Annotated in this window: 21 protein-coding genes; 9 read left to right on the top strand and 12 right to left on the bottom strand. The window is 46.2% G+C overall.

Features of this window, described 5'->3' with window-relative positions:
• Nucleotides 1–17: 17 nt before the first annotated feature.
• From IPJ71_03905 to IPJ71_03890, 4 genes are all read left to right on the top strand, one after another.
• Complete coding sequence (locus IPJ71_03905) at nt 18–1,037, top strand: LD-carboxypeptidase (GenBank protein MBK7842829.1); 1,020 nt, start codon at nt 18–20, stop codon at nt 1,035–1,037.
• On the top strand, nt 1,034–2,104 hold the full coding sequence (locus tag IPJ71_03900; protein ID MBK7842828.1) for a serine hydrolase: 1,071 nt from the start codon (nt 1,034–1,036) through the stop codon (nt 2,102–2,104). Before IPJ71_03905 ends, IPJ71_03900 begins: the two co-directional genes overlap by 4 nt.
• Nucleotides 2,101–3,522 (top strand): UDP-N-acetylmuramate:L-alanyl-gamma-D-glutamyl-meso-diaminopimelate ligase, encoded by a 1,422-nt coding sequence (gene mpl / locus IPJ71_03895; GenBank protein ID MBK7842827.1) that lies wholly within the window; start codon nt 2,101–2,103, stop codon nt 3,520–3,522. The genes IPJ71_03900 and mpl overlap by 4 nt, the downstream gene beginning before the upstream one ends.
• Nucleotides 3,523–3,623: 101 nt before the next feature.
• Nucleotides 3,624–4,544, top strand: coding sequence for a hypothetical protein (locus IPJ71_03890; protein MBK7842826.1), 921 nt, complete (start codon nt 3,624–3,626; stop codon nt 4,542–4,544).
• Nucleotides 4,545–4,619: 75 nt separating this feature from the next.
• On the opposite strand, the gene IPJ71_03885 is transcribed toward IPJ71_03890, so the two are convergent.
• The 4 genes from IPJ71_03885 to IPJ71_03870 form a co-directional block, all read right to left on the bottom strand.
• Nucleotides 4,620–5,765: a hypothetical protein gene (locus tag IPJ71_03885; protein ID MBK7842825.1), complete on the bottom strand. Its 1,146-nt coding sequence runs from the start codon at nt 5,763–5,765 to the stop codon at nt 4,620–4,622.
• A gap of 37 nt (nt 5,766–5,802) precedes the next feature.
• Nucleotides 5,803–7,353: a hypothetical protein gene (locus IPJ71_03880; GenBank protein ID MBK7842824.1), complete on the bottom strand. Its 1,551-nt coding sequence runs from the start codon at nt 7,351–7,353 to the stop codon at nt 5,803–5,805.
• 291 nt (nt 7,354–7,644) lie between these two features.
• Nucleotides 7,645–8,250 (bottom strand): hypothetical protein, encoded by a 606-nt coding sequence (locus tag IPJ71_03875; protein MBK7842823.1) that lies wholly within the window; start codon nt 8,248–8,250, stop codon nt 7,645–7,647.
• 381 nt (nt 8,251–8,631) lie between these two features.
• Nucleotides 8,632–9,114 carry a CreA family protein gene (locus IPJ71_03870; protein MBK7842822.1) on the bottom strand — a complete coding sequence of 161 codons (483 nt, stop codon included), beginning with the start codon at nt 9,112–9,114 and terminating at the stop codon, nt 8,632–8,634.
• 563 nt (nt 9,115–9,677) lie between these two features.
• On the opposite strand from IPJ71_03870, the gene IPJ71_03865 reads away from it, so the two are divergent.
• Nucleotides 9,678–10,535, top strand: a complete 858-nt coding sequence (locus tag IPJ71_03865) for a hypothetical protein (GenBank protein ID MBK7842821.1) — start codon at nt 9,678–9,680, stop codon at nt 10,533–10,535.
• A gap of 92 nt (nt 10,536–10,627) precedes the next feature.
• On the opposite strand, the gene IPJ71_03860 is transcribed toward IPJ71_03865, so the two are convergent.
• The 3 genes from IPJ71_03860 to IPJ71_03850 form a co-directional block, all read right to left on the bottom strand.
• Nucleotides 10,628–11,134 (bottom strand): hypothetical protein, encoded by a 507-nt coding sequence (locus IPJ71_03860; protein ID MBK7842820.1) that lies wholly within the window; start codon nt 11,132–11,134, stop codon nt 10,628–10,630.
• A 191-nt stretch (nt 11,135–11,325) separates the two neighbouring features.
• Entirely contained in the window at nt 11,326–11,757 is a 432-nt protein-coding gene (locus IPJ71_03855) for a hypothetical protein (GenBank protein ID MBK7842819.1), read from the bottom strand.
• 463 nt (nt 11,758–12,220) lie between these two features.
• The gene (locus IPJ71_03850) at nt 12,221–12,820 is read right to left on the bottom strand and encodes a hypothetical protein (protein ID MBK7842818.1); all 600 of its coding nucleotides are present in this window, start codon (nt 12,818–12,820) and stop codon (nt 12,221–12,223) included.
• Between the two features lie 424 nt (nt 12,821–13,244).
• Here IPJ71_03850 and IPJ71_03845 point away from each other — a divergent pair, with 424 nt between their 5' ends.
• Both IPJ71_03845 and IPJ71_03840 read left to right on the top strand, forming a co-directional pair.
• A complete protein-coding gene (locus tag IPJ71_03845; protein MBK7842817.1) occupies nt 13,245–13,766 on the top strand; it encodes a hypothetical protein in 522 nt (173 codons plus the stop codon).
• A 766-nt stretch (nt 13,767–14,532) separates the two neighbouring features.
• Nucleotides 14,533–15,711: a hypothetical protein gene (locus IPJ71_03840; GenBank protein MBK7842816.1), complete on the top strand. Its 1,179-nt coding sequence runs from the start codon at nt 14,533–14,535 to the stop codon at nt 15,709–15,711.
• Nucleotides 15,712–15,730: 19 nt separating this feature from the next.
• Here the strand turns inward: IPJ71_03840 and IPJ71_03835 are convergent, their stop codons facing one another.
• The 4 genes from IPJ71_03835 to IPJ71_03820 all read right to left on the bottom strand — a co-directional run bounded on the left by IPJ71_03835 (nt 15,731) and on the right by IPJ71_03820 (nt 20,867).
• On the bottom strand, nt 15,731–18,037 hold the full coding sequence (locus IPJ71_03835; GenBank protein ID MBK7842815.1) for a M12 family metallopeptidase: 2,307 nt from the start codon (nt 18,035–18,037) through the stop codon (nt 15,731–15,733).
• Between the two features lie 300 nt (nt 18,038–18,337).
• The gene (locus tag IPJ71_03830; GenBank protein ID MBK7842814.1) at nt 18,338–18,868 is read right to left on the bottom strand and encodes an inorganic diphosphatase; all 531 of its coding nucleotides are present in this window, start codon (nt 18,866–18,868) and stop codon (nt 18,338–18,340) included.
• Nucleotides 18,869–18,988: 120 nt separating this feature from the next.
• Complete coding sequence (locus tag IPJ71_03825) at nt 18,989–20,368, bottom strand: ABC-F family ATP-binding cassette domain-containing protein (GenBank protein ID MBK7842813.1); 1,380 nt, start codon at nt 20,366–20,368, stop codon at nt 18,989–18,991.
• On the bottom strand, nt 20,304–20,867 hold the full coding sequence (locus IPJ71_03820) for an ABC-F family ATP-binding cassette domain-containing protein (GenBank protein MBK7842812.1): 564 nt from the start codon (nt 20,865–20,867) through the stop codon (nt 20,304–20,306). Before IPJ71_03820 ends, IPJ71_03825 begins: the two co-directional genes overlap by 65 nt.
• Before the next feature lie 317 nt (nt 20,868–21,184).
• Between IPJ71_03820 and IPJ71_03815 the strand changes: the two genes are divergently transcribed.
• Entirely contained in the window at nt 21,185–22,513 is a 1,329-nt protein-coding gene (locus IPJ71_03815) for a hypothetical protein (GenBank protein ID MBK7842811.1), read from the top strand.
• The gene (locus tag IPJ71_03810; protein ID MBK7842810.1) at nt 22,510–22,908 is read left to right on the top strand and encodes a hypothetical protein; all 399 of its coding nucleotides are present in this window, start codon (nt 22,510–22,512) and stop codon (nt 22,906–22,908) included. Before IPJ71_03815 ends, IPJ71_03810 begins: the two co-directional genes overlap by 4 nt.
• Before the next feature lie 106 nt (nt 22,909–23,014).
• Here IPJ71_03810 and IPJ71_03805 read toward each other — a convergent pair whose 3' ends face one another.
• Entirely contained in the window at nt 23,015–25,342 is a 2,328-nt protein-coding gene (locus tag IPJ71_03805; protein MBK7842809.1) for a hypothetical protein, read from the bottom strand.
• Between the last annotated feature and the right edge of the window lie 55 nt (nt 25,343–25,397).

The following is a 25,397-nucleotide window of genomic DNA, read 5'->3' as shown; positions in this document are numbered from 1 at the left end:
TATCGGGGGATGATTTGATGAATGGGAAATCGAGAGGAACAAGAGAAAAAACAACAACTGGGGCTAAAACAACAACCGGGGCAAAAGCAGCTGCCAAGCCAAGGTTTAAGAATGTAGTCTGGCCAAAAATCAAGCCCGGTGACATCATTGATTTGGTGGCTCCTGGATTCGGGCCGACGCCAAAAGAAATCAGAGGTGCTGTTAAATTTTTGCGTGAATGGGGGTTGAATCCTCGTGTCCCAGTTGATTTATTAGGTCCTGATATTTTATGTTCGAATTCGGATGAAATGAGATTTCAATTCTTGCGCAAAGCCCTCTTTGCCAAAGACTCGAAGGCCATCTGGTGCCTTCGCGGCGGGTATGGTGCCAATCGATTGCTTCCCTACTTGCAGCGACTCAAACCGCCAGCCAGCAACAAAGTTCTGATCGGATACAGCGATGTGACGACAGTCCACCTTTTTTTGAATCAGCAGTGGGGATGGAACACAATACATGGGCCTTTGCTCGATCGATTTGGAGCCGGCTCGGGGCGGAGCAGAGACAAGAAGGAGCTCAAAGACTGCCTCTTTGGAGAGAGAGATTTTTTGAAGTTCACTGAGTTGAGACCCTTAAATCAAAGAGCTCAAGCGAATGGAATCGTCCGTGGCCCCCTCACAGGAGGAAATCTGACCACTTGGACTTCGGCCGTCGGGACGGCTTGGGCGGGCTGCCCTCAAGGCAAAATTCTGTTTTTTGAGGACATTGGCGAGCAGGGTCGAAAGGTTGATCGCATGCTTGTTCAGATCGAGCAGAGTGGGGGTTTCAAGGGATTAAAAGCGCTGATTTTTGGCGAGTTTGTTGGCGGAGCTCAACCCAACGGACGATATGTTTGGCCTGATGTACTAAGGCGCTTTGCAGATGAGGCGCCCTTTCCCGTCTTTGATCACTTTCCAGCGGGCCATGGCCGCTCGCAGAGACCCATTCCATTCGGACCCATGGCTGTTCTCAAGAAGGGGAGAACTCCAGAGTTGAGAGTTAAAGTGGGAAGTCATCGATGAATCGATTTGAATCAATACTTAAAGAAAAGATTGAACTAGGAACGGAAGGTGCTCTGAACTTAATAACTCCTGGACTTAAGCTTCGCGCCTATGAGCGAGGCAGGTTAAAGGGAGAACTGAAGCTTGGGAAAGTCTATAAATTTTATGACTTAGCTTCACTGACTAAAATCCTTTTTACAGTGCCCGTTGTCATGAGGCTTGTTGAACAGGGTAGACTCAATCCTTCGAGGCCGATGATCGAATATCTTCCTTGGTTTCCTTCTGAGAGTGTCACGGTCAAGGATGTTCTGAGCCATTCAGCCGGCCTGCCCTGGTGGGCTCCATTTTACTCAAAATTGAGTGGACCTATTGGGCCTGTTTATCGCTGGCGCCAGTTGGAAACCCATTTGCGGAAAGTGAAAGCAGACCCCAAGGCTCAAACCGTTTATTCAGATCTTGATTTCTTGATGTTGGGCATGATGATAGAGAATCAGCTGGGTTTACCTCTTGAAGCCATTTGGGAGGACTTCAAAAAAACCTTGAAAATACCTCGTTTAAGTCTTCATTTTAATAAGGGAAATGAGCCAAGATATCTTCGAAAATTTTATGCGCCAACGGAGAAATGTTCCTGGAGGGGCAAAACCTTACAGGGCGAAGTTCATGATGAAAATTCTTGGGCATTAGGGGGTGTCGCTCCTCACGCGGGACTTTTTGGAACCATTGATGATGTTTCTCAATGGGGCTTACTTCTGAGAAAATCGTTTTTGGATGCGAGAGGTTCGAAATTGGTTTCTCAGAAAACTCTCAGGAGATTCGCCCGCCGGGCAATACCGAAAAGCAAGGGCGACTGGGCCATGGGTTTTATGTTGCCGAGCAAGGGAAAGGCCAGTTGCGGAAAATACTTTTCGTCCCGGAGTTTTGGTCATACCGGTTTTACGGGTACATCACTGTGGTTTGATCCGAGGCGCGATCTTTTGGTCGTGATTCTCTCCAATCGCGTTCATCCCACTCGGGAAAATTCTCGTTTTGTTGGTCTGCGTCCACAGCTTCACGATTGGGTTGTCGAATCATTGGAGGAAATCTCATGATACCTAAGGGCTCACATATTCATTTGATGGGAATTGGTGGAACAGCAATGGCCAGTCTAGCAGGGCTTTTGAAAGAGCTCGGCTACAAAATCACGGGAAGTGATCTGAATGTCTATCCCCCCATGTCCACTCAGTTGGCCGAACTGGGTATTCCTGTGATGGAGGGCTACAAGAAGGAAAACTTAAAAGATCGCCCTGATCTCGTGATTGTCGGAAATGTGATTTCGCGAACGAATGAAGAGGCGCAGGCTCTTTTAGCAAGCGATATTCCTTATACGAGCCTGCCGAAAGCGCTGGGTGATTATGCAATCGCGGACCGAAATTCGATCGTGGTGGCAGGAACGCACGGGAAAACCACGACGACAGCTCTGGTCGCAGTTCTCGCCGAGGCCTGTGGCTTAAAACCAGGATTTTTGATTGGGGGGATCCCCATTAATTTTTCGAAGTCTTTTCGAGTTCCTTTGTCCAATTGGTTTGTGATTGAAGGAGATGAGTACGATACAGCTTTCTTTGATAAGGTTCCAAAGTTTGTTCACTATCGTCCTCGCTATGCCATTCTGACGAGCGTGGAGTTTGATCATGCCGATATTTATCAGGACTTGAATGCGGTCAAAAGAGCCTTCGCACTTCTGATCGAGAGGTTGCCTGCCGATGGACTTCTTGTCGTGAATGGCGAGGATCCTCACGCCATGGAATTAACCCAGAGATGCAAATGCAAAGTCGTGACCTATGGATTAGAGAGCGGCGATTATCACGTCTTGGATCGTCGAGTCGAATTGGGACGAAACCAATTTGCTGTGGATCACAAGGGACAGCGTCTTGTCGAACTCGCGATCAAGCAATTTGGCCCTCACAATACTCTCAACTCTCTGGCGGCCTTTGCTCTTGCGCGAGAGCTGAAGTGGCCCCTCGACAAGATACTCGGCGGTATGGCAAGTTTTCAAGGGGTGAAAAGGCGACAAGAGTTGATCGGAGAACCAAATGGCATCACTCTCATCGAGGATTTTGCTCATCATCCAACGGCTGTCAGTCTGACTCTCAAAACGATGCGTGAGCGTTTTCCTCGGCGTCGGCTCTTCGGAGTTTTTGAGCCTCGCTCGGCGACGAGTCGGAGAAAGGTTTTTCAGCAAGATTACGTGAAAGCTCTCTCGGGAGCAGATATCGCAATTGTTGCCAGACCCTATGATCAGAGCAGGATTCAAGAAGAAGATAGATTCTCAACTGAGGAACTTGTGGGTGAACTTAAGGCGGCGGGAGGCATTGCCTACGAAGGGCAGAATGTTTCTCACATCATAGAGTTGCTAAAGAGGGAGTGTCGGTCCGGTGATGTTGTTCTTCTGATGTCCAATGGGGGCTTTGATGGTATCTACTCAAAGCTCATTCAGGCACTATCGCCTCAAAATGAGACGACGACATGAGGCAATGATCAAGTGACTGGCGTGCCGTTTGCTTCGTAAATGGGAAAGGGTTCCATACACGATTTAAACGAGATAAGGCCTAGTAGGACCGAGATAACTTTATGAAAACGACAGGTGCAAAAGATATTACCAAAATTTGTGGTTTTCTATTTGCACTTTCTATTTCTTCTGGCTGCGGGAAAGCTGATTACAGAGCGGTTTCTTCTGCCCAGAATGCCAATAATAATGTTCCTGGAGACAATAATCCGCCACCGACAAATCCTCCGCCTCCAACAGAGGATCCAGAGCGTTTTCATACGAAGGGATCTGGTGGTCAAAAAGGAAATACAAATCAAACTTGCCAGGGAGGAAGGTCCTTTAGACTGCTTGTTCCTCAGTCTTATGCCCAAGCGAATGCGAGCCCTATTGTGGTAGCGATTTATGGTCTTGGTGATGATTTTCAAAATTTTGATGCGACCATTAAGGCCGGCGGATGGCATCAGACAGCCGAAAAGAAGAACCTTATTTTAATGACTCCAGAAGATGGAAATAGCGAGAGGGATAGTTTCCTTCACTTAATTGGAAGTAATCAATTGGATGAGCCTGCAACGAAGAAGGAAATTTCAGATATCATCGAATGCGTTTATTATTCGATAGGCGCCAAATACAATATCGATACGGAACGAATTCATTTTATTGGAATGTCAGAAGGCGCGGTATTTGCGGGTTATGTGGGTCTCGTTTCTTCTGAGCAGGTCAAATCCGTGGCCCTTTATGCAGGAGCAATTGGTCACCGTTCTAATCTTCCTCGTCTTTTGCCTGCCTTTTTTCTCACAGGGACCGCTGACTTTAGTTTTGATGCGATTCAGGACGTTGTTCAAGATTGGAAGAGTGCAGGTCATACAGTCAAAGAGGTTTATCCCTCAGGGGTCGGGCATTCCTTTCTGGGCTTGAGCGCTCAAGTGACTTCTGACACCGTTTGGACCTGGTTGGATAATGCTACCGCCGACTCGCCAGTAAAAAGTACCTACAAACAAAAATAGGAACTCAATTCTCGTTCCTATTCCTATTCTTATTCTTATTCTTATTCTTATTCTTATCCCTGTTCCTGTTCTTGTTTATGATTTGCAAATATTTTTATGTGTTTTGCAGAACTCCGTGCAGCCTTTCCCTTGTGTGCCATACTGAGCGCAATATTTTGTCATTGGCGCAAGACACGCAGAAGTATTTACCATTTGGGAATCTGAACAATCGAGAGCTTGGGTTCTAAAAACTGTCCCTGTTTGAGTATGAGACCCCAGTCTTGGTCTCATAGCCACTTGTTGGTTGACGGGGTGGTTGTAGCTGAGAGTGTAGTGGCAGGAGTCTGCATGAGGGATTTGTTTGCAGAATCCTGAGCAAATCGAATCACTCAAGCGGCTACTGGAAACTATCTCTAGACAGTAATCATTGATTGAATCAAAGCAAGCGGGTTTTGAGAAATTTGTCGAATCCACCCAATCTCCTAATTTAGTTGAGAGAGGCAGGACATTCGCTCTACCCGCTGTAGCTGTTGGGTTTGAGGGGCTGCCAGTCCCAGTCCCTGTGCTATTGCTCTCGGGCGAGGTGGGATCTGTACTCATGCTTTGAGATGTGGATGAATCCGATTCGGTTTCTGGATTTCCGCTACCGCCGCTGGTGGCGTCATCTCCGCTTCCTCCGCTTTTGGTTGCGAGTGCCACTGCGCCGGCCAAAACGGCGGCGCCCCCCAAAGTCCAGGCCAAAGTATTCGAAGTGCTTGCAATGGTTCCAAGGTTTGTATTGCAAGAGGCCATGTGGTCGTTCGCAATGTAGGCATAATCCATTTGGGCCTTTGCAGCCTGTGAGGATGGCGGTTTCATTTGCAAATATCGATCAGCTTCAGCCTTATGGAATTTTATTTGTTCTCCGCAAAATTTCACGCAAACCACACGAGCAGATTCGCAGGCCGACCCGATGTTGGCGCTTGCGGCCTGTCCAGTCTGGCTGGCAGCTTTTTCAATATTGGCGTTTGGGTGGATTGAAGTGCTTTGTTGGAATCCCATTGTCGTGATGGCAGAGCTAGCCGCAGCCTCTTGCGCACTTTTAGTTGCCAGGCAAGCAGTCGTCATTTTCTGATAGGTGCTCTCGCAGCCCGGATCGCTTGTGCCTTGTGCGTGGGCGGACAGTGGCATCCCGAAGAACAGGACAATCAAGAATCCTTTTTGACGCTTCCCTTGTCTAACGGCATAGCCGCGATTCCCCATTTTCTAGCATCCCCCCTCACTTTCAAACCGCCCCTTCCTATTTCTTGCATACGCCTTTATGCGTTTTGCAGAACTCTGAGCAGCCTTTACCCTGAGACCCATATTGGGAACAATACTTGGTCATCGGCGCCTCACACTCAGGCTTGTTCAGCATTTGTGAGGACGAACAGTCTGGTTGTCCGGCAGAAGCCAATGTTCTTGTTCCGGAATTAGGAACTCCAACTCTGGGGCTCATTGCGTAGCCAGGTTGGCTTTGTGTTGAGGAGACGTAGCCCGGTGTGCCGCGTGCTGCTGATGAGACGTATCCAGGTGTGCCTGTAGGTGATTGCTGAGCGCGCGGGTAATAAGAAGTGGTTGTTCCAGTGTTGAATGGCGAGCCAGAAGAAGATGTCTGATCTGTTGTTGCGTTTTGATCTATCGGTTGAATTGTTGGGACTCCACCCGGGGTCATGTATCCCACAGGGTAAGTGCAGGAATCCGCCTGTGGCTTTGAAACACAAAAGCCCGCGCATGTTGGATCAGCAGATCGGCTTTCAGCTGGGACCTGGAGGCAATAATTATTAAGTCTATCGAAACAATCAGGGCGGCCGTAATTGTCTACATCCGAGCAAGTGCCCAGAGAAGCCAATGAGGTGCTAAAGCTTGGATCCTTAGAGATGACTGAGCATTTTGACTTTATATCCTCAGATGCACTAATTTTATCCGATAAGACGGCCACGCAATGGTTGGTGGTCCAGTACTCAAGCATATCATCATAAGTTTGAAATCCAGAGTCCGGGTCGGTGCTAATAGGATCCACCGAGGTAGGATCGTCGGGATTGGTGGTGTCGCCGCTGGAAGAACCGCTGTCTTTTTTCCCACTTTTGGTAAGAAGAAAAATCCCACCAGCAGCGGCCGCCGCAAGGCCAAGTGTTGTGGCACTTATGCCGGTTTCAGCTACGACAGTGCCCATGTTCTTTCTACAGCTTTCAATGTGAGCCTGGGCGGTATTGGCATAGGTGTCTTGCTGCATTGCGAGAGTTGGCTGATTAGCGTTTCTGTAAGCGTTCCCTCTGCTCTTGTGTTCAGTAGCTGCCTTCCCGCAGGCATCTTCACATTTTTTCAGGGTTTCAGCGCAAGCAGCCGAAGTTCCGGCATTAGCGCTTTGGCCTATGCGCGCAGCTGTCTCCTGAGTCCCAGCCGCCCCGTGGATGTTGCCAGGAGATTGATCCAAGGAACCGACTCCGGCCTGCGCTTGTGCATCATTTGTTACTGCCGTGGTGAAGCAGTGTTTTGAAAGCGCATCAAAGGCCTTACTGCAACCAGGATCATCTCCGCCGCCGCCCCCTGAGGGGGGAGTGGCCGGCGCAGGGTTTGCCGCTACGGTAGGTGCAGTGGCGGGGGTCGCAGCAGGGACTGCTGGTGTCGCAGGTGCAGCAGGGGTTGGTTTCGGGGGGGTGGATCGCGGATCTACTCCGCTTCCTTCCGTCCATCCGCCCCCCGTGGCAGTGTGGCCAAAAGGTGAGCCCGCCAATCCGAGCGTAAAAAGAGCTGCAACAAACTGCTGTCCCAACTGCCTTCTATTTTTTCTTGATTTTAATAATCTCATCGTCCTTACCTGCCATCCCTTTTTTTGGCCAACATCCCGAAGAGGAGCATTCGCAAATCGGTTTGAGCCAATTTATTTTTAGTATTCAAATTTTTAGGACTTACGCAGAAGAACGGTCTATCAACTTCATGTCCGAGTTTGACGCACCCACAGCAGAGCTAAACCACGTCCCACAATCATATCTCTAATTTCAAATTGTAGAAACCTAATCCATAGAAAATCGACAAAAAGTTAAAATTCTAGCACCTTTCGTCTCACTATGAGACGGAGCAAGGCCGGGGATTATTTTTGCTATTGGATTCGATACGGCGAAGAATGGTGCATTCTGTGTGGCAAAACATGTACAGCCAAATACAAGTAGAAAGCTGTGTAGATGTCGTCAATACCGTCATCAATAATTCTACGAACATCCTCCAGTTCGGGGGATCCCTCGGTTAATTTGAGTACCTTGATGCTGCGACCTTCAGATGCATCGGCGGCCCAGGCATAGTATTCCAGGAAGTCGTCAAGATACGGATCCTTTGGACGGATCAATAAAATCACCACGTCCTGGCCACTCAGGATTTGCTCAGGAGTTGAATCCTGCATGCTGATGTGGCTCACAACCACGTTATCGACACGGCGTCTTGCAAGGAGTTTCCGAACCACGAGTTCCCATCGCGGGGAAATACACATGCCATCGGAGCAAACAAATCGAATTCGAACGGGTGGCTTGCCGTAGAAATCCCTAGCAAGAACTGACTTTTGACAGCTGACAGTTTCACTCCATCCTGGTCCGGTCCAGCATATGATCGCAATAGACAGTATTTCGGGAGTTCGATTGAGTGCGCTATTGATGAGTCTAGTAAAATTTCTCAGTCTGGAATTGAAAAAAATAGAAGATACAAAAATACCCATAGTTGGAGGTTACCTCAGAGCAATTGGTGTGCCAATTAGGAAGAACGGAGACCGGACAAGAGACCACATTTAGATGGTAAAAAAGAAAAGATCACTCAAAACCTTACCAAAAATAAATATTTTACAAACTGGTTTTAAATTGGGTCTCTTTGCGAGAGAGCTTCTTGTCGCGGAGATCTTTTTCTCTTTATCAAAAGCGGGCAGTGCTGTGGGCCGTTCCGTCTTTGGAATGCAGAATTTCAGACGCTTTCGCTTCTTCAAAAAACCAGGCGGCCCACTCAAAAAACACAGCGACTCAAAGATGATTGCCTCAGAAGTGGCCGGGCACAAAAATATGCTCACGGCCGACTTTCGACTCTATCACTTCAATTTTTCCGTGACCTACTTGTTGTTGTATAGCGTGATTGCGCTGAGCGAATTCTTAACATGTCCTTCGATGAGCTTAGTCGTGTAAGTGACGTATAGCAAAGTGTTATTTTTCCTATCATAGATTCTTCTGACATTCAGTTCCTTAAAAAGGTTAAGAAATTTCTTATTAAAGCCACCTTTATCGACCGAGAAAATATCTTCTCCTTCAGGATTTTTTTCGATTTTACTCAAATCGCTTTCAGATATTGGACCCGTTTGTCGGCAGGCAATACTTGAATCTGAAGGGTCACTTGAAAAAGTCAGACCAGTTGCTTCCACGGTCGAAACAAAACAGGTTGCTCCAGATACAATTGGATCTGGAAACGCCAATACCTTTAGTCGATTGCTACTCAGGATGTTCCAGCCCCTGGAACCCATACTAAATGCGCCGACCTCCTCTGCGAAGACGGATTTTCCGGCAAGAGTAATTAAAAGACCCAACAGAATTTTTTTCATTTGTTTTCCTTTATGGTTTTTTAGGTTTTTTTGTTATGAATTTTCAATGCACGAATTCCTTCTAAGTAGGGCACATATCCCATATGATCAAATTTAAGACCAGGATTATTGTGTTCAGGGTATTTTTTGCGAGACTTTCACCTTTTGTACTCAGTTTTGCTTTTTGGGCGAACACAATGAGGTCGTTCGAGTTAAGTTGACCTTTTCTATAGAAATGTAACTCGCTACACTTCACAAATGTTGTCCGGAAATTATCTGGAATTATAAAAATCAATTGGGGGAAATATAACGAAAAAGGCAAGTGTCGCTGTCACTTATTTGCTTTTGGTTGTTTCGTTGATTCGGGCCGCACAAAGGGCTGGTGCGGATCTCAACGAATATGACTGGAGCCGATCGGTATGGGTAAATAATAGAATATCGTCCACAATATGGTGCGCGATGGGGCAGTGTATTTTTACCGATGTACCGACTTTTTGTGGACAGAGGACGAAGCCGCATGCTACCGATCTGCCAAATATTTAATCATTTAATCTAGGTGAATTCGGTGGAGGAGTTTTATGAAAATGAGCGGAAAAATATTGTGGTTTCTGAGTGCTCTTGTTTTTGTCCTTGCCACTTCCCTCGTCGGTCGAGCTGATCAGGAAATTGAACCTCACGGTACTTATTGGTCGAACGGATGCTTCCTTGGTCGACCTCTTAAGTCTTCTGAGGACAAGGGGATGTTTTATGGACTTGGAACGATGGAACTTGAGATCAGTTATGGGGCTATAGAGGGGCACGATAAATATCTCGGGTTGAACAGTTCGTTTTCAACTAAGTCTAACTCTGTGCTAGAGAAATTTCGCTCACTAGATCTCAATAAGACCTATGTTTTTATTTATGAATATCCTTACCCCCTAAATCCTGTTTGGAACGACACCCACTGGCTGATCACCGACATTAAGGATGTTGAACCAAGCGATTCATCTCCGCCTTTTGAGAAAATCGAAGTGCCAAAGACAGAGGGGCGTTTTGGAACCTACAGTCCCGATGGCTCTCGAAACGGTATTTTGGTTGAGGTCGAGCGATGGGGGTTTTTGTCAAAGGTATGCACCCTAACACTGCATCTGGGCGGCATGGCGGGAGGTCAAGATCTATCAAACGTTTTTACCGACATGGTTATTCATGGAGAGAAGAATTGTGCCGCTGCAGAAGCTCTTTTGCCGTTTACCCGCGAAGTTAGAGTTGGTTATTCTCAGGATTTCATTGAAGTCTGGGAAGGTTCTACCCGAATTGTTCATAGTATCGATGTTTTGGCGCAAGCTGATCTATTGGGGCAAAAAGCCACCGGCGCTATGAATCTTAGCGAAATTCAGAGAGCACTTTTGGAGGACCCGGTATTTTTAAAGAAGCTGAAGAAGCAGCTAGATCGAAGTGAGTGAAAAGTGTGATTTTCTATTCTGCTATCACAAAGTATAAAGGCCGACCCGAGAAGGGGCCGGCCCAGTATCGATTCATTCAATACGATAGTGCATCAGCGCCGACCGCATGACCGAGTAACAACTTCGCCACGGCCCCTGTTGCATTGAACTACGCGACAGCCAAGAAGGCGTTCGTCTCTGCATTGGAAGATGGCGTCGCGGGCAGCTTCTCTTTCGGAGGAGCCAAATCCAGGAGCACTGTTATAGAAATGACCACGCCCATCGTGTCCTTGAGCCACGCATCGATAAGAGGAGCCTTCGCATCTTTCAACGCAATCTCCGTGTTCTCGAAGGCAAGACCGGCAAGAATCATGGCCACCGTAGTGTTCCTCGTGTCCTCGATCCACAACCTGGCAGTCGAAATCATCGGCAGGATGACCAGGACGTCCCGGAAAAGGCCTGTCGGGAGGAAGTGGTCTGTGGCCATCTCGGTGATCGCGGATGGTGTCAATGATATCAAAAAAATCGCCGGCTCCACGGGCTTTGCTTTCTTGAGTTAGAATGAGAATGAGCGAAATCGCCGACAGAACAAAAAGAAGTGACCTTTTCATGTTTTTCATAAGTTTATCCCCCTTGTATTATTGAATCCCCGTTTCCATCGGAGTCGAAATGACACTGGCGATGGAGACGAACTATAATACTACAAAGGTCATGCCAAAAAATCTTGGCAAAAGCTCACTGAAATAAAGAACTCTGAGACTTAAATGATATCTCAGAGTTTTATAGCGCATTGTCGTAGTAATTTTAGTAGTTACTGGATGTCATAGTGGCCGGCTGTGGTACAAGAATATGCCGTCGGGGGGCCATTTGTTGAAATAGGCATGGTGGAGATATCAATGAGAGATTTTTTAGTTTCCGGGTCGTAATAAAGGTGGGCGTAGCCGGATCTGCCGAGATCAGCTGAAAGAATAAAAGCTTGAGCACCTCGATTTCCAATGTGGACAACTCGGCCATCACCAGCGAAAGTTTCAACCTTGGCTTGGGCCATTGGGTTGAGCGGTTTTTCAATGATAGTCCAGAAGGAGCTATTGGGAATATTTGGTGCCCCCGCGACCTGTTTGACGATATAATTTGGTGCGCCCATGACATCAGTTCGTGCGCAGTTGAGCAATTCAACCTCCACATCAGCGAGTGCAGCAGAGCTGAGAACGAGGCCAGCCAAAATAAAAAGAGCTTTTTTCATTGTTTCTCCCTTAGCAGACCTATTGTCGCTATTGACTCTAGGTCTTTAGTTGTTGATTCAAACTTGCTAGATTCCCTTTTTAGCCATGCCAGAGCATAGGAGGGAAGCTTAGATAATGGTAAGACTAACTGTAATCTGTAATTAATCTATGATGGGATGCAAATGAGGGATGGAATTTCTGGTAATCTGGTAATCTGGTAATCTGGTATATATAAACGGTGAATTTTTATAAACGGTGAATTTTTTGCGTCCATGGCACAGTTGAAATTGGGAACAATAATCAGGAAGGCCAGTTCTTGAGTTACTCAGGGGAGCGGGGTCCAATTGTGGAAGCCCTTAGACTTCAGCACAGGAGCCCACCTTTCCGCAGCTTCGTCGTCGCGAAAAATCACGATTGAATTTTTTGTGAACCAGGTTCCAAGTCCTCGTTCTTGCAAAAAGGTCTGCCAAGCTTTTTTGACCATCAGAGCATGATTGAGCTTGGCCTCTGGGCTGGCTTGAAACTCCTTCCAGGCAAGGACATATTCCTCGACGGCGGAGGGGTTAAAAAATCAGGATTCTGAATGAGATCGGAAAAACTCTGATTGGCGCGCAAATCGAATGTGATCATGACCTTAAGGGCCGCTGAAAGTTCGCTCGCAGTCTTCCTGGCTTCTTTATATGTTTCTGGCGAAACGGCGGAAGGGTCTTTTGGGATAGTTGCGATATCGAGGTCGCTGATAGTGGAAGGTTTTGAGCCGAAGTCAAAATGAACTCGGCTTCCGTAAATTACAAAGACGTCAAATGCTTGCAAATATGGACTGTCTTTGAGCATTTTTAAAAGTAGATTCATTTGGTCTTCTTTTAGACCCATGGGAGGCTTAATTTTTTCCTGTCTGAAGAGGGCCGGAGGCGAGAGCTCTTCCGATCCTGATGCAGAATCAACAGATTTCTTCCACCGTGAAATATCATATGAATTTTTGAGCTCATATGTGCACGCAGCCTCGACAATTGAACTTTGAGCAACGGCCAGAGAGGCCATGAATAGGACGAGGCGACCAAAAGCTATCTTCAAATCTATCATCTGTGTCTCACCAATTTATGTTGTTGGACTCGAATTCATGGTGTGAATGAGAGTCTTTGGGTTACGGATATAGCTTCTGTATGAGGGAAGGACTGCTGCTATTACCAAGAAAGGATCAGAAGTTGAATTGAAATTATGAGCTTTGATTGTTTAATGAAAAAAGGAAAGGGCTCAAGGTGATCTCAGATAGGGACGAGATCCAAGACGTCTTTCATCAGGTCTCAAATATGGTTTAGATATTTGGATCAGATTTGGCAGAAAATCCAAATGCCAGAGGCTTGGCGATAATGGGCACGCATTTGGCAAAAAATATAGGCGCGACTTTCTTAAGCGCCAATCCCTTTGCTGTAGGGCATCGTCTGTGTTGGGAATGACTCTTGCTGTTGACTGTCTTGGATTGTTACCAATTGAAAAGGAGTTTTAAATGTATTCAGGGATAAGAAAAATAGCGATAATAAAGGCAGTCTGCACTCTTATTGTATCTGTAGCGACATTGTCGGCGCTCGCCGAGTATGAGAGTCGTTACCAGTATTCTAAAGAAAAGGGCGACATAGGATTTGGAGCAACTTTGGGCACAAGCCTAGGTGTGTCGGCTTCCTATGCATGGTCATCAGTGAATACAATAGAAGCAGCCGTGGCTATGGAGATGAAGGGAGTACAAAATATTCGTACTTGGGCGGATTATCTGTGGATTCATCCTAGTTCACTCGAAGTTATGAGCCTTGAATTTGGTTGGTTTTGGGGAGGCGGAGTTGGTTTTAGGACTGAAAACGACCCGGATCTAGAGGAAGAATACCTGGTAGGTCCTCGGTTAGTTGGTGGACTGACAAAATCATTTGATTTTCTTGCCTTGGAGTTAGTGGGACAGCTTTCCTACACTCAATATGTCACACAGATCACTAAGGGCGAACCCGATATTTCGATTGGATTGCGTTATTATTTTTGATTGCGCACATCTCTTTTGATTGTATTCTTAGGGGCGTAATTGAATGCAATACCCGCATCAATCAGAAATGAGGGGGCTGAGAGAGTGTTTTCGGGCGAAGCTCTTTCTGTTCAAGAGGCCTACGAACTAGGTTTCTTGCTATTCTCCGAAAGTTTTGATCAGCAAGCAAAGGCTATGATTGCCACATACCTGCGCATGAAACATGCGTGCTGGATCGAAATTTTTTGCTGACACCCCTCTTAGGTCAACTCATCAAGAAAAGAGGTCATGAGGCAATTTATATGGGAGGTCCATCTTCGGGGCCTAAATTTGGAACAAATATCTCTTCAGTCTTCGATGAGAAGGGTTTGAAAAATATGAATTGGGGAATTTTTTCAATATTGAATCTCTTTTTTCCGGATTTAAGGAGTGGAGGTACATGCGAGGTTTGATGATAAAGAGACCATTTATGCCAACCATCGAGAAGTATTTCAACCCCTTTTCCTCCGATGTTTTAATCACTTCGGTCTTTCATGGCTCTTTTAAAGAGAAGGGAAAGGAACTCATTTAAAAGGCTGGTTTTTTACTCATTGAGTATTTGGAAGCCGGAGCTTCTTCAGATTCTTATTATGATCAAAGAGCCCGTTATCTCGTCAACGCGTTTAAAAGTCCTTTGCATTGGATTGAGTCTCAATTTTCAATGGATGCTTGTTAGATAGTCTTTGGCCCAGAAAGTGCATTCGATCGACCAATAAAATGCTTTGAGGCGCTTTTGTTGGGAAGAATAATGAGCTTGAGTGGGTCATTTTTATGGAATGTGTTCTTGTGGCCCTTTGTATTTTTGTTTACGGCTACTCAGATCTGCTCTGCAGATTCCCCTTTGGATCTTTCTTCAGATCATTCAGATAATTTTGACAGGCCGTCTGTGAGAGAATTCAGCGCCAAGGAAGTCAGGGCCTTCGCCTTTCAAACCCTGTCAGCACGTGCAGGGAGCATCCTTTACGCTCGTGATCCAGCCCGTATGAGATGGGAGCTGGAGATCAGACAAGTAGCAAATGATAGAAATGGTGAAGTAGAGATCACCAGCAGTCTCAGACAAGTTGGGCATAGAGCCTTTCCAATCACTCTGAAGGCCTTGACTGGAGGTGGAAGTGAGAGGCATCACTACCGAGAAGTCCTGGATCAAAGCCTTCAAGAATATAACAGAAAAAGGAGAGGGCAAAAAAAAAAGGACCTTCAGATTTCCCAGGATAGCGTGATGGTGGGCAGCCATTACTTTGGAGGAAAGAACAAGATCACAAAGGAGTATTTTTTGTTCGTGGACTGGCCTTCCAGTGACATCAATCTGTGGGTGGTGAGCCGATCTGGAATGGGCAATGAGAAATTTGAAAGCGGAAAACTTGAATTTTCAAAAACTCCAAGGCCCTTTGATAAGCCTCAAGGATCTCCGGAGGAGCGCCTCGTGGTGAACCATCAGGTGGCTAGCTTTTCGGATAGCGCTTTGTCGAGTTACGTTAACGAATATTTAGTTAATTCTGGAAGAGATCAAATTCGATTGGTCTTACACGTAAAGGAGATCGCCAGAGATCGAAATGGCGAGATGGAGCTGAAAGCAGGGATTGGCTTGGCTGGTGGAAGCATTCAAGATATCGAGCTCAGACCACTGAAGGCGGCGGGAGAGTTTTACAGTACTTATAAAGCCTATTACAATGAAGAGCGTCTGAAAAGAGGGAATAGGAATCTTGGTTTTGTTGATCATGAGAGCATGGTGTATGTCGGAAACATGTATTTTGGAGGAAGAGATCAGCTTACAAAAACATTCTATCTCATAATGGAATGGCCCACTGGTAAAATCAAGATGTGGATCGTCAGTAAAAAAGGCTCAGGTGTTGAGAAAATTGAAAAAGTGGTTTTGAGAAAATTCCTGGACGGGTGCCAGGAATTTCTTTCAGATGAAAATGAATAAGCAAGCAATCGCATCCAGACTAAGGAATTCTTACCGTAATAGCAGCTTCTCCAGCCACGTCAGGATTTCTAAAGTGGAACACATAAACGGATCCTGCAGGGTAATTGCTGAGAGGTTGATCCAAGTAATAGTTATTGCCGTCGGAGCTCCATTTTTCTGGCAGGAATTTGGTCCAATCAAAAGAACCATCGACTTTTACTTCTCCCCGTGGGCCGGCATTGAGAACGAAAATTTTCAAACGACCGCCCGATGTGCTGAAGGAGGCACTCACAGGCTTCACCTGAGTCCCGAGCGTGAAGGTTTTTGCACCGAGGTCAGGATTGGATTGCCCCTGAAGATCTATTCCGTAGGCTCTGATTGTGTGGGGTAGACCATTTCGATAGCTATCAGGGATTCTAAATTCAAAGCCATGGCTTCCGGGAATTTTTAATGCATCGTTGACGTCGGTGCGACTTTTGTTGGCGATATTGTCTCCCACAATTGCACCATCGATGTAGTAGTGTATGGCGATGCTGACGTTGGCATCATTTGGATCATAGGCCCATCCAAACAAGATTCCATCCCCAAAAAAGCCATCTACGTTTCCGACCGGAGCCTGATTTTTTTGAACAGTGCCTTCTAGATCTGGGATTTTGATTGTGAGACTGGCTTCTCCGGCCACGTCGGGATTTCTAAAGTGGAACACATAAACGGATCCTGCAGGGTAATTGCTCAGAGGTTGATCCAAGTAATAGTTATTGCCGTCGGAGCTCCATTTCTCTGGCAGAAATCTGGTCCAATCAATGGTGCCATCAACTTTTACTTCTCCCCGTGGGCCGGCATTGAGAACGGAAATTTTCAAACGACCGCCCGTAGTGGTGAAGGAGGCACTCACAGGCTTCACCTGAGTCCCGAGCGTGAAGGTTTTTGCACCGAGCTCAGGATTGATTTGCCCCTGAAGATCTATTCCGTAGGCTCTGATTGTGTGGGACTGACCATTTCGATAGCTATCAGGGATTCTAAATTCAAAGCCATGGTTTCCCGGAATTTTTACGATGTCGTTGACGTCTGTACGCACTTTGTTGGCGATATTGTCTCCAGCAAGTGCACCATCGATGTAGTAGTGTATGGCGATGCTGACATTCGCATCGTTTGGATCATAGGCCCATCCAGCTAGAATTCCACCGTCGAGAATGCGATCAACGTTTCCACGAGGTGCCTCGTTATTGCTTCCAGCTGTAACACACGCCGTTCGTGCTGTATCAGGTTGAAATCCGCTATTGCATGATTTCACGCGGCAGATCCCACCTGTCCACTGTTGATTTGTTGTGTTACATGTTTGTCCTTCCAACTGTCCCGAACCGTTGGCAATATTGCAGCTGCCCCCTTTAGTCGCAGGATCACATTGGCCTCCTCCTCCTCCTCCTCCTCCGCTCAGCTCAGACCGATAGAGCTCTTGAACTCCGGAAGCATCGAGTCCGCTCATAGGGAGCACTCGTTGAATTTTTTCGCCGTTGCGACTTCGGATGGTATCCTTGCCGTTTTTGGAGAAAAACGTCACTCCATAATGCATGATCGAATTGAAATCGTAGGCTCCAAGAATAACACCAGGTAGAATATCAAACTGATCTTTATACTCTTCTACAATATTTTCGTATAGAATTTCGATATAAGTGTCGCGGTCCGTTCGCGATTGTTCGTGCCACAAACCTAAAGCGTGAAGTATCTCGTGTACGTCAGCTGCCAACCCGCAGCCACCGGCCTGGACAAATACTTGCTGCGCTCCACCTTGCCGGCCTACGTATGATCCACAGGTGTTGGCCTGATCTGACTTTACGAATTCCAGGTAATCGGCCTCATTGGTGCGCTCGACGAACTTAATACCTGTGTTGCCTGTGATCGCCTCCATCGCCGATTTGACGCTTCCAGCGGCGCCCGAAACAGCCGATGTAATCACATAGGGCACGATTCCTTTTGTCCAAAGTCGCCCGCCTTGAATGGCAAAGGCAAAGGACTGTATTCCGCTGAATTCATCAAAATCAAGAGCTCCCGTTTTAGCAGAAGGTAGAACAAAGTTAAGGGGTTTAGTGCTGAGTTCGGCAATTTTTCCCAAAACAATATCGTCTTCAAAAAGAGCGTAGCCGTTAAGATTTCTAAAGGCCAAATCCTTTTCGTAGACTTGATCGTCCTGGAAGAACCTTGCCGTAACAAAGCCGCGGGATCCATCTTCAGAAAGACGCAAATCCTCGGTGCTAAACTTTCCACAATGGTTACCAATCAAAGTCAGAAATAGAGCACTTATCGCGATTGCGACGATTTTGTAATAGGATTTGCCAATTTTGTTCATTACACCCCTCCAGTGATTGATCAATGGGTGGATGTGCAATTTTTCGAACAGCTCGCGTTCCTTTGTGATCAGGCAGTTAGCTTTGTGCGACTGTCTTGAATTCATACACCTGTCAGTTTTTCTCTGACACTCGTCTCAAAATGGTCCTCAAATGAGAAAGCTCATCTTGTCTCCCGCTAAATTCGGAGAAAGTCGTGACGACTGCCTCCGGAGACCTTGCTGTCTTGGTTGGGTCCCGTGAATGTTTTTATTCAGGGTACTAACCTGAAGTGCGGTGGGACACAGAAAAATAACCTTAGTTTATTTTAAATCGGTATTCTTATATAGAGAGATTGCGGCTTCAATAACTCGATGAGCCTCGGCGCAATCAAAGAATTCTTCTACTTTAACGATTTTATTTTCCAGCGCTTTGTAGTCCTCAAAAAAACGTCTAATTTCTCTGATTCTGTGCGGGGGCAGGTCGCTGATAGAATTTATTTGAGTATATTCAGGATCGTCGGCATGAACCGAGATGATTTTGTCATCGGCTTCGCCCTGGTCCAGCATTTTCATGACTCCAATTGGCTTTGCTCGCATAATACACAGAGGGACTGCCGCCTCCTGTCCTAAAACAAGGATATCCAGAGGGTCATTGTCTTCGCAGTAGCTCTGCGGAATAAAACCATAGTTTGCCGGATATTGAACGGAGCTGAAGAGGATTCGATCCATCTTGATCAGACCACTACTTTTATCGAGTTCGTATTTGGCCTTAGAGCCCTTCGGGATTTCTATGATCGCGTTTACAAAAAGCGGAGAGTCTTCTCCGACGGCTACGTCGTGCCAAGGATGCATAAGACCACCTTATCTTCTCTTGTTTTCAAGAGTTAATTTGCTCATTCTATGCGTCATATTACCAGATAATTTCTTCTATTGTGAAAAAGTTTGGGCCTTGTTTTCAGATCGCGAGCTCTTTCAAGGTCGTCGGAGAAGTTTGGCCAAATCTTCTTTTGCTTGCTCCAGTTGGCCAATGAGCGAAAACCATTTTTCTTCGAGGCTCGACATTTGAGCACCGAGATCACTTAACTCTATCATCTTAGTTTGGGCCTCTGGTCCCGATGAAGTGTGTAAACTTTCGGTCAGTTCAATGCAGCGCTTTTCGTCTGAGGATATTTTTCTTTGAAGAAGAGAAATCTCCTTTTCGAAGGCAGAAATTTCTTTTTCAAGGAGCTTCTTCTGTTCTTTAGGCTTGGAGGAGTGACCCAGGGAGTGCTCTGGCATGTGGTTGGTTGAATACGGCTTGTTTGCCGAGGCTTTATCGGCAAGCCCTGGGTCCATCGTTGACTTTGATGGATGAGAAGACAGCGAGAGAATTCCTTGCCTCTGACTCCAAACGTATTCATCGTAAGTTCCCGGGTAGAGCAATGCCTTGCCATCTTTGATTTCGATAATTTTTTTAGCGAGACGTTTGATAAAGCTTCGATCATGACTGACGATGACGACCGCCCCTTCATAGGCTTGAAGGGCTTGAGTGAGAGCCTCAACAGTGTGGAAATCCAAGTGATTGGTAGGCTCGTCCAGAATGAGCAAAGGTGATCGCTTTAAGAGGATTTGTCCGAGTGCGACGCGCGCCTTCTCGCCTCCCGACAAAATCTTAATGGGCTTTTCAATATCAGTTCCTGAAAACAAGAGGACCCCTGCCAAATCTCTTGCTTGCTGGGGCAGGATGTCTGGATGGGCTTTTCGCATAAGAGCCTCATAAACAGTATCCGTCGGATTGAGCTCCTCTGCGACATGCTGGGCGTAATAGCCTGCAGTGACTCCATGGCCAGATTTCAGAGTTCCCCGGAGGGGAGCCATAACTCCGGCGAGAACTTTTAATAAACTTGTTTTTCCGGCTCCGTTGACTCCGACAATTCCGACGTGATCTGCCCGTTCAAGGGAGAGTTCGATTCCCGATAATATAGTTCGGTCTCCGTAGCCGATAGATAAATCTTCTGCAGAGAGAACTGTTTTGCCCGTTCTAAATGGAGGGGCTATGGGAATACTGGCCCCCACCAAAATAGGTTTGAGTTCGATAGAATCCATTTTATCAAGTCGCTTTAGCCGACTCTGAACTTGGCGGGCCTTGGTTGCCTTAGCTCCGAATCGGGCGGCAAATTGAAGGATCGTTTTGCGCTTAGCGTCTTGAGACAGGGCTTGCTTAGAAAGCTGTTCTCTCAAAAGGGCTTTTTGTTCAAAATAGTCATCGATATGTCCATTGAACTTTGTAAAATCTCCAGCCTCCACCTCAAGTGTGTGGTCTGTCGTGCGCCGCAAAATTCTCTGTCGTGTGAGATGAGTAAAAAGCCCCATCAAAGCTTTGGAGAAATTCCTCTAAAACAAGAAGAGATTCGAGATCCAAATAATTTGTTGGTTCATCAAGAAGAAGTAGGTTCGGCTGTTGCCCGATAAGCCCAATGAGTTTGCACCTCATTCGATATCCACCACTGAGCGCAGAAATGGGAGAGGAGAGATGGCCATCGGTGAGACCCATCTTTTGTCCGAGTCTCTTGAGATCCCAGATGGGCATTTGGCAGATGTTTTCCCAGTACTGCGAAACCGTTAAACCAGGCTCTAAGAATTCCTCTTGAGCCAAATAGCCAAGTCGCAGAGAATGAGAGCGAATAATTTGGCCACTGTCTAATTGATCTTGGAGAGTGAGACAGCGAAACAGAGTGGTTTTTCCAGCGCCGTTAGGCCCTATCACGCCGATATGCTCGCCTTCATTGACCGCGAAACTGGCTCTTTCAAAGAGAGTTCGAGAACCAAAGGCCTTGGATCCGTTGTGTACCTGTAAGAGAACGTCCGCCATAGAGCGCCCACCATATCAAATTTTTCCATAAAATCATGCGAGGAATTGGAGTTAGTCTCTTTTCTGATTGATCACTCGTTATTGATTGATACTTTGGTCGTCGAAACAGGTTTCAGAAAGTGAGTTCTTGTAAATTTATTTAAATGCCGCGTCGATTTTACACGTGCAGAGCGATTTTACGCACCAAAATTACTGAGAAGAAATAAAAATAGTTCCATTTTGGCCTCCCGGTTGGTACCACTGTAGCCGCTCGGTGGTGGCCCTCGTTGGCCATCTACGTAAGATTAGTTCAACCATACGCAAAATTGGGGGTTTCCATGGGTAAATCGCGTCGGCAAGGCCTGCTTTCTATTTGTGTTATCTTCATGGTGCCCTATATTTTTCTCAATCTGTCCTTGATGGCTACAGCAAGTGAAGAGTCCCCCATGTCTCGCGGACGCGTTGATCTTTCAAAACACTCAGATCGTTTGAGTCGTCATATGAAGGCGCAGTTATCTTACTCTCTGGATCAGATTTTGAACAATATCGTCGGCGCTAATCAGATTTTATTTGACGGTCCAGCAGATCAGAGAGGACTTCCAGGAGCTGTTCTGGCAGCCCCAAGCAGGGAATGGGATCCTGTTCGAAAAGAATGGCAGGACTATCGAAAAAATTGGATTCGCGATGCCGCAATCACGATGCGGTTAGTATTTAGAATCATGGCCAAAGGAGAATTGGATTATCTTCCCGCAGAACGCAAAATGGCCCTTGCGGAGGCCTATGTGCAGTTTTGTGAAAGGGCCCAAAGCATTCATTTTAAGGATGGGAAATACGATTTAGGTCATGCTCTTGTCATGCCCGATGGTAAGCCCAATCCCAATGAATGGGGTTATCCTCAGAATGACGGGCCACCTTTGCAGGTCATCGCTCTTTCTGAAATTCTACATCTTATGAGAGAATTGCGGATTGTCGATATTCCGCTTCAAAAGCTCATTTTGACGGTGATGAAACCTAACATTGATTACATGGTCGAGCATTATGATAATCCTGCAGTCGAGCGATGGGAGGAAGAAAAGGCACAGGCGCACTTTTCGATTTCAGTTGAAATGCTGAGGGGTTTGCACACAGCCTACTCTTCTGCTGAGATGTTTGATCCTTCTTTGAATGCTCGAGTGGCTCTTAATCCATCAATCTTGTTACCTGCCATGGTTGATTTGGCCAGCAAGATCGAAGAGCGCTTTATAGGCGCTGGTGTTGAATTCATTCCGGCTAAATACTATATGATTCCAGACGGTAGCACGGTTAGAAATAAAGCATCCCGGCTGGATATGCAGGTCATAATGACTTCCATCGCGATGAACAAGTACTGGGAGATGAACTTACCCCAGGTGAGAGAAGATTTTATTTATCCACCCAGTCATCCCTTGATGCGTGCAACGTTTGACAGGCTGAGAGAGGACTTTAGGCACCGTTACAATGTGAATCAGTATGGAGTTGATTCAGTGAGTGGCCTTCCTCTGCCGGGGGTATTGTTTGGGCGATATTCGGAAGACACTCATTTTGACGGGAGTCCTTGGTTTATTACGACCTTTGCCGCAATCCAATATTTACTTTGGGATGCAGTTCAAATTATGAAGTCCGAACAAAGGTTCGTGATGCACTTGTGAGGTCTGCTGAAGAGATTTTCTTTCGTTTGATGGTCCATACGGGAAGCGAGCATTCTTTGACTGAAGTTTTGAAAAAGGTGGGTGGCTTTAAGTGGGGAATACATGAACTCACTTGGAGTCATGTCGAGTTCGTAAAGACGAAAAGAATGTTCGAAAGAGCGCAGGAAGAGTTCGGCCTTAAATTGAGTTTCAATGTGAACGGTCCCATATCGTCTGCTGTGGAGACGGCTGTGTTAGCTGTTGCTGACGAAGCAGTGACGGTCACGGCGGTCGCTCCTCCGCCTCCAGTTGAGGAGGCTTCGGGGCCCTCAGGAGGACAGCGGTCTCTTTGTAGGATGTTGATTGGACGTGACGGTTCAGCAGCAGGTGAATTGGGTTTGGCTTTTGCTCCATAAATAACCGCAGGTCATGATTGCAAGGTTCATGTCTGAATCAGCGCAGACCGAGGATTGACCGGGCTCAACCTAAGAAAGAAAACATCCTAGGTTCAGCTCCCGCCCTCTACTTGGGAATGGGACTGTCGGTGTTGTTTGGAATTTCTATCTCAACTGCAGCCTCCTTTACGTCGCCATTTTTGGTGATATATTTGATAACGAGATAGGTGCCGGTAGCTGAGGTCAACATAGTCACATTGTCTTTCATGTCCCTAGATTTCAGATATGCCAATGGATTGAATTTTCCAGACGTCTCAATGGAGAGTATTCGCGAATCACCCATAATTTTTCGAGCCTTCAAATAGGCAGAGACTAGGTAGGGGACTTCTCGAACCACACGCGGAACATAATATCCGGTCGCATCGCCAACTAACCCACAAACAACACCAGAACATAAGACACCATTTCCACTCCAAAATTCTTTGAAACCATACTTAAGCCGGTCACTGGAGCTCATTTTTAGCATTTCCCTATAATCTGCTGAAAATTTCATTGCATTTGCCTCTATCTGTTTCAGTTCGTCAGGCGAAACGCTGATTTTGAATCGTTTGGTGGAAGCGTTCGGAATGATTTTTGCCATCACCTCAAAGTCCTTTTCAGAGAGAGTTCGTCCACTGGGAATCTTTGGGTTTGTTCCATACAATCTACGATTTACAAGGAGGTCGAAGTGTCCCTGGCTATCCCAAAAAACCAGCGTAACCCCATTTTCTCCATTGTTAGGTCCTGCAATCTTAAGATTTTTTAGCGGAGCTATGAATGCCCCAAGTGCCCTTCCCAAGCCAGGCATAGCAACTATGGCTGGTGCACTAAGAAGAGCCACTATAGCGCAATTGTTAGCGGCTTCTTTGGCTTGCTCTAAGGGAGATGGATTTGTCGAGCACACATTTTCTTTTGCCAAGTTAGTTGTTTTAACTAGTTCTATCACTTTGCTATGCTGATTAGAACAAGCGGATCTAGTTGCTTCTGCCGCCATAACAACTGTACTGAATTGGATGCTTCCTCCCAAATACAGAAGGGGATGCCTGAGAATCGAGTAGTTGGTTGCGGCGCCACCCAATCTAATGGCGGCTATCGCTTCACCAATTCCGAAGGTCCCTACAGTTATGATGGCATCGAAGGCCATCCTGTCAACGAGCTTCTGAGTTTCGTGGCGGTCTTCATGACGTTCAAGAATGCACTTCTCTGCTTCAAAAAATGAATTGGCCTCTCGATCTTTTATTGTATTTTGTGTGCTACCGAAGTCAATCAGGTCTGGTTGAACGTTGAGCCTTCCTCTCATTTCTTCAAATTTGCATTTTGAATCTGAGGATTTTTGACTAATGAGGCAATTGAAGTCCGACAGATTGCTGTTATATCCGTTTTCTAGGGCACCACGGTTGGCTGTGAGTTGTTTGGAAATTGCATTCGTAATTGATTCTGTCGAAAGATCATATCCAGTATTAAAGGAACCATGTCCACGGCTGGGTTTCACTTTGACAGCTATTTTCTGAAATTCTTCACCACGAATCCACGGGATGTCGTTTTTTAGAAGCTCAATGGCTGAAGCAAGGGGTTCGCATTTCTCTTTTGCTTCTTTTGTTTTTATATCTGCTCCCTTATAATACGATTTGGGTCGTGGCAGCCCAGGGTTGTGCAATGGTTTGGGTTCTGAAAGCCGAGGCTCATCATAGTTGAGGTCTCCTTGTAAGCATTTCTGATAAAATGAAATCAGCTTTTCTATCTGAGGTATCTTTTCCTGAGTTTTTTTAACCAAGTCCGATAGACGGTTGTTTCTTTCGTGTTCGCAAGTTGCTGCCGCTTTCTTAAGCCCTTCACATTTTTGTTTAATTGCTGGCCATGAGCCGGAGGTACAATCTATTCCGTCTAGAAAAGGTGTTGAACGCGGTAAAACTGAGTCAATGTAGGATATTTGATCGAGGACCAGCGAATTGACCGCTTCATATTTTCTTGCAGCATTGTAGAGTCGAACCTGGGCCAATTTTCTTTGACCATCGCTGAATCCTGAGCATTTTGAAAGGTATGTTTCAAAAATTGGATTGATTCTGTCCTTAAATCGATTGCTCAGGTATGAGTTCAAGTCGGAAGTGTCGCGAAAATTGGATATACCTCCCTTTGTTGCTAAATATTTTTGAAAGCCTTCAACGGGACTCTGACATGCTTTTACTTCGCTCTTGTATTCAAAAAAGAAGGAGTTTTTATCCGTCAAGTCATCCTCAATCCAATTTTGCAGAGTAGGTGGGCAGTCAACTGTCGCATGAGAGCTCGTCGCTGGTTGAGCTGGCCGTCCAGGGGTTAATTCCGATGTGGCCGTCTCAGAATGTGACCAAGCCACTGAGGCATCAGTTAGAATCTCTGCCAACTGCAGCGTAAAAATGATGACTCCTAACAATGACAATTTCACTCTTTAAATATCGGAATACGGACTTAAAAATTAAGAACCGTAACTTTTG

The sequence above is a fragment of the Bdellovibrionales bacterium genome, assembly GCA_016714165.1.
GTDB lineage: Bacteria > Bdellovibrionota > Bdellovibrionia > Bdellovibrionales > UBA1609 > JADJVA01.
The sequence above is the reverse complement of the archived record's forward strand: the minus strand, read 5'-3'. Positions and strand labels throughout refer to the sequence as shown.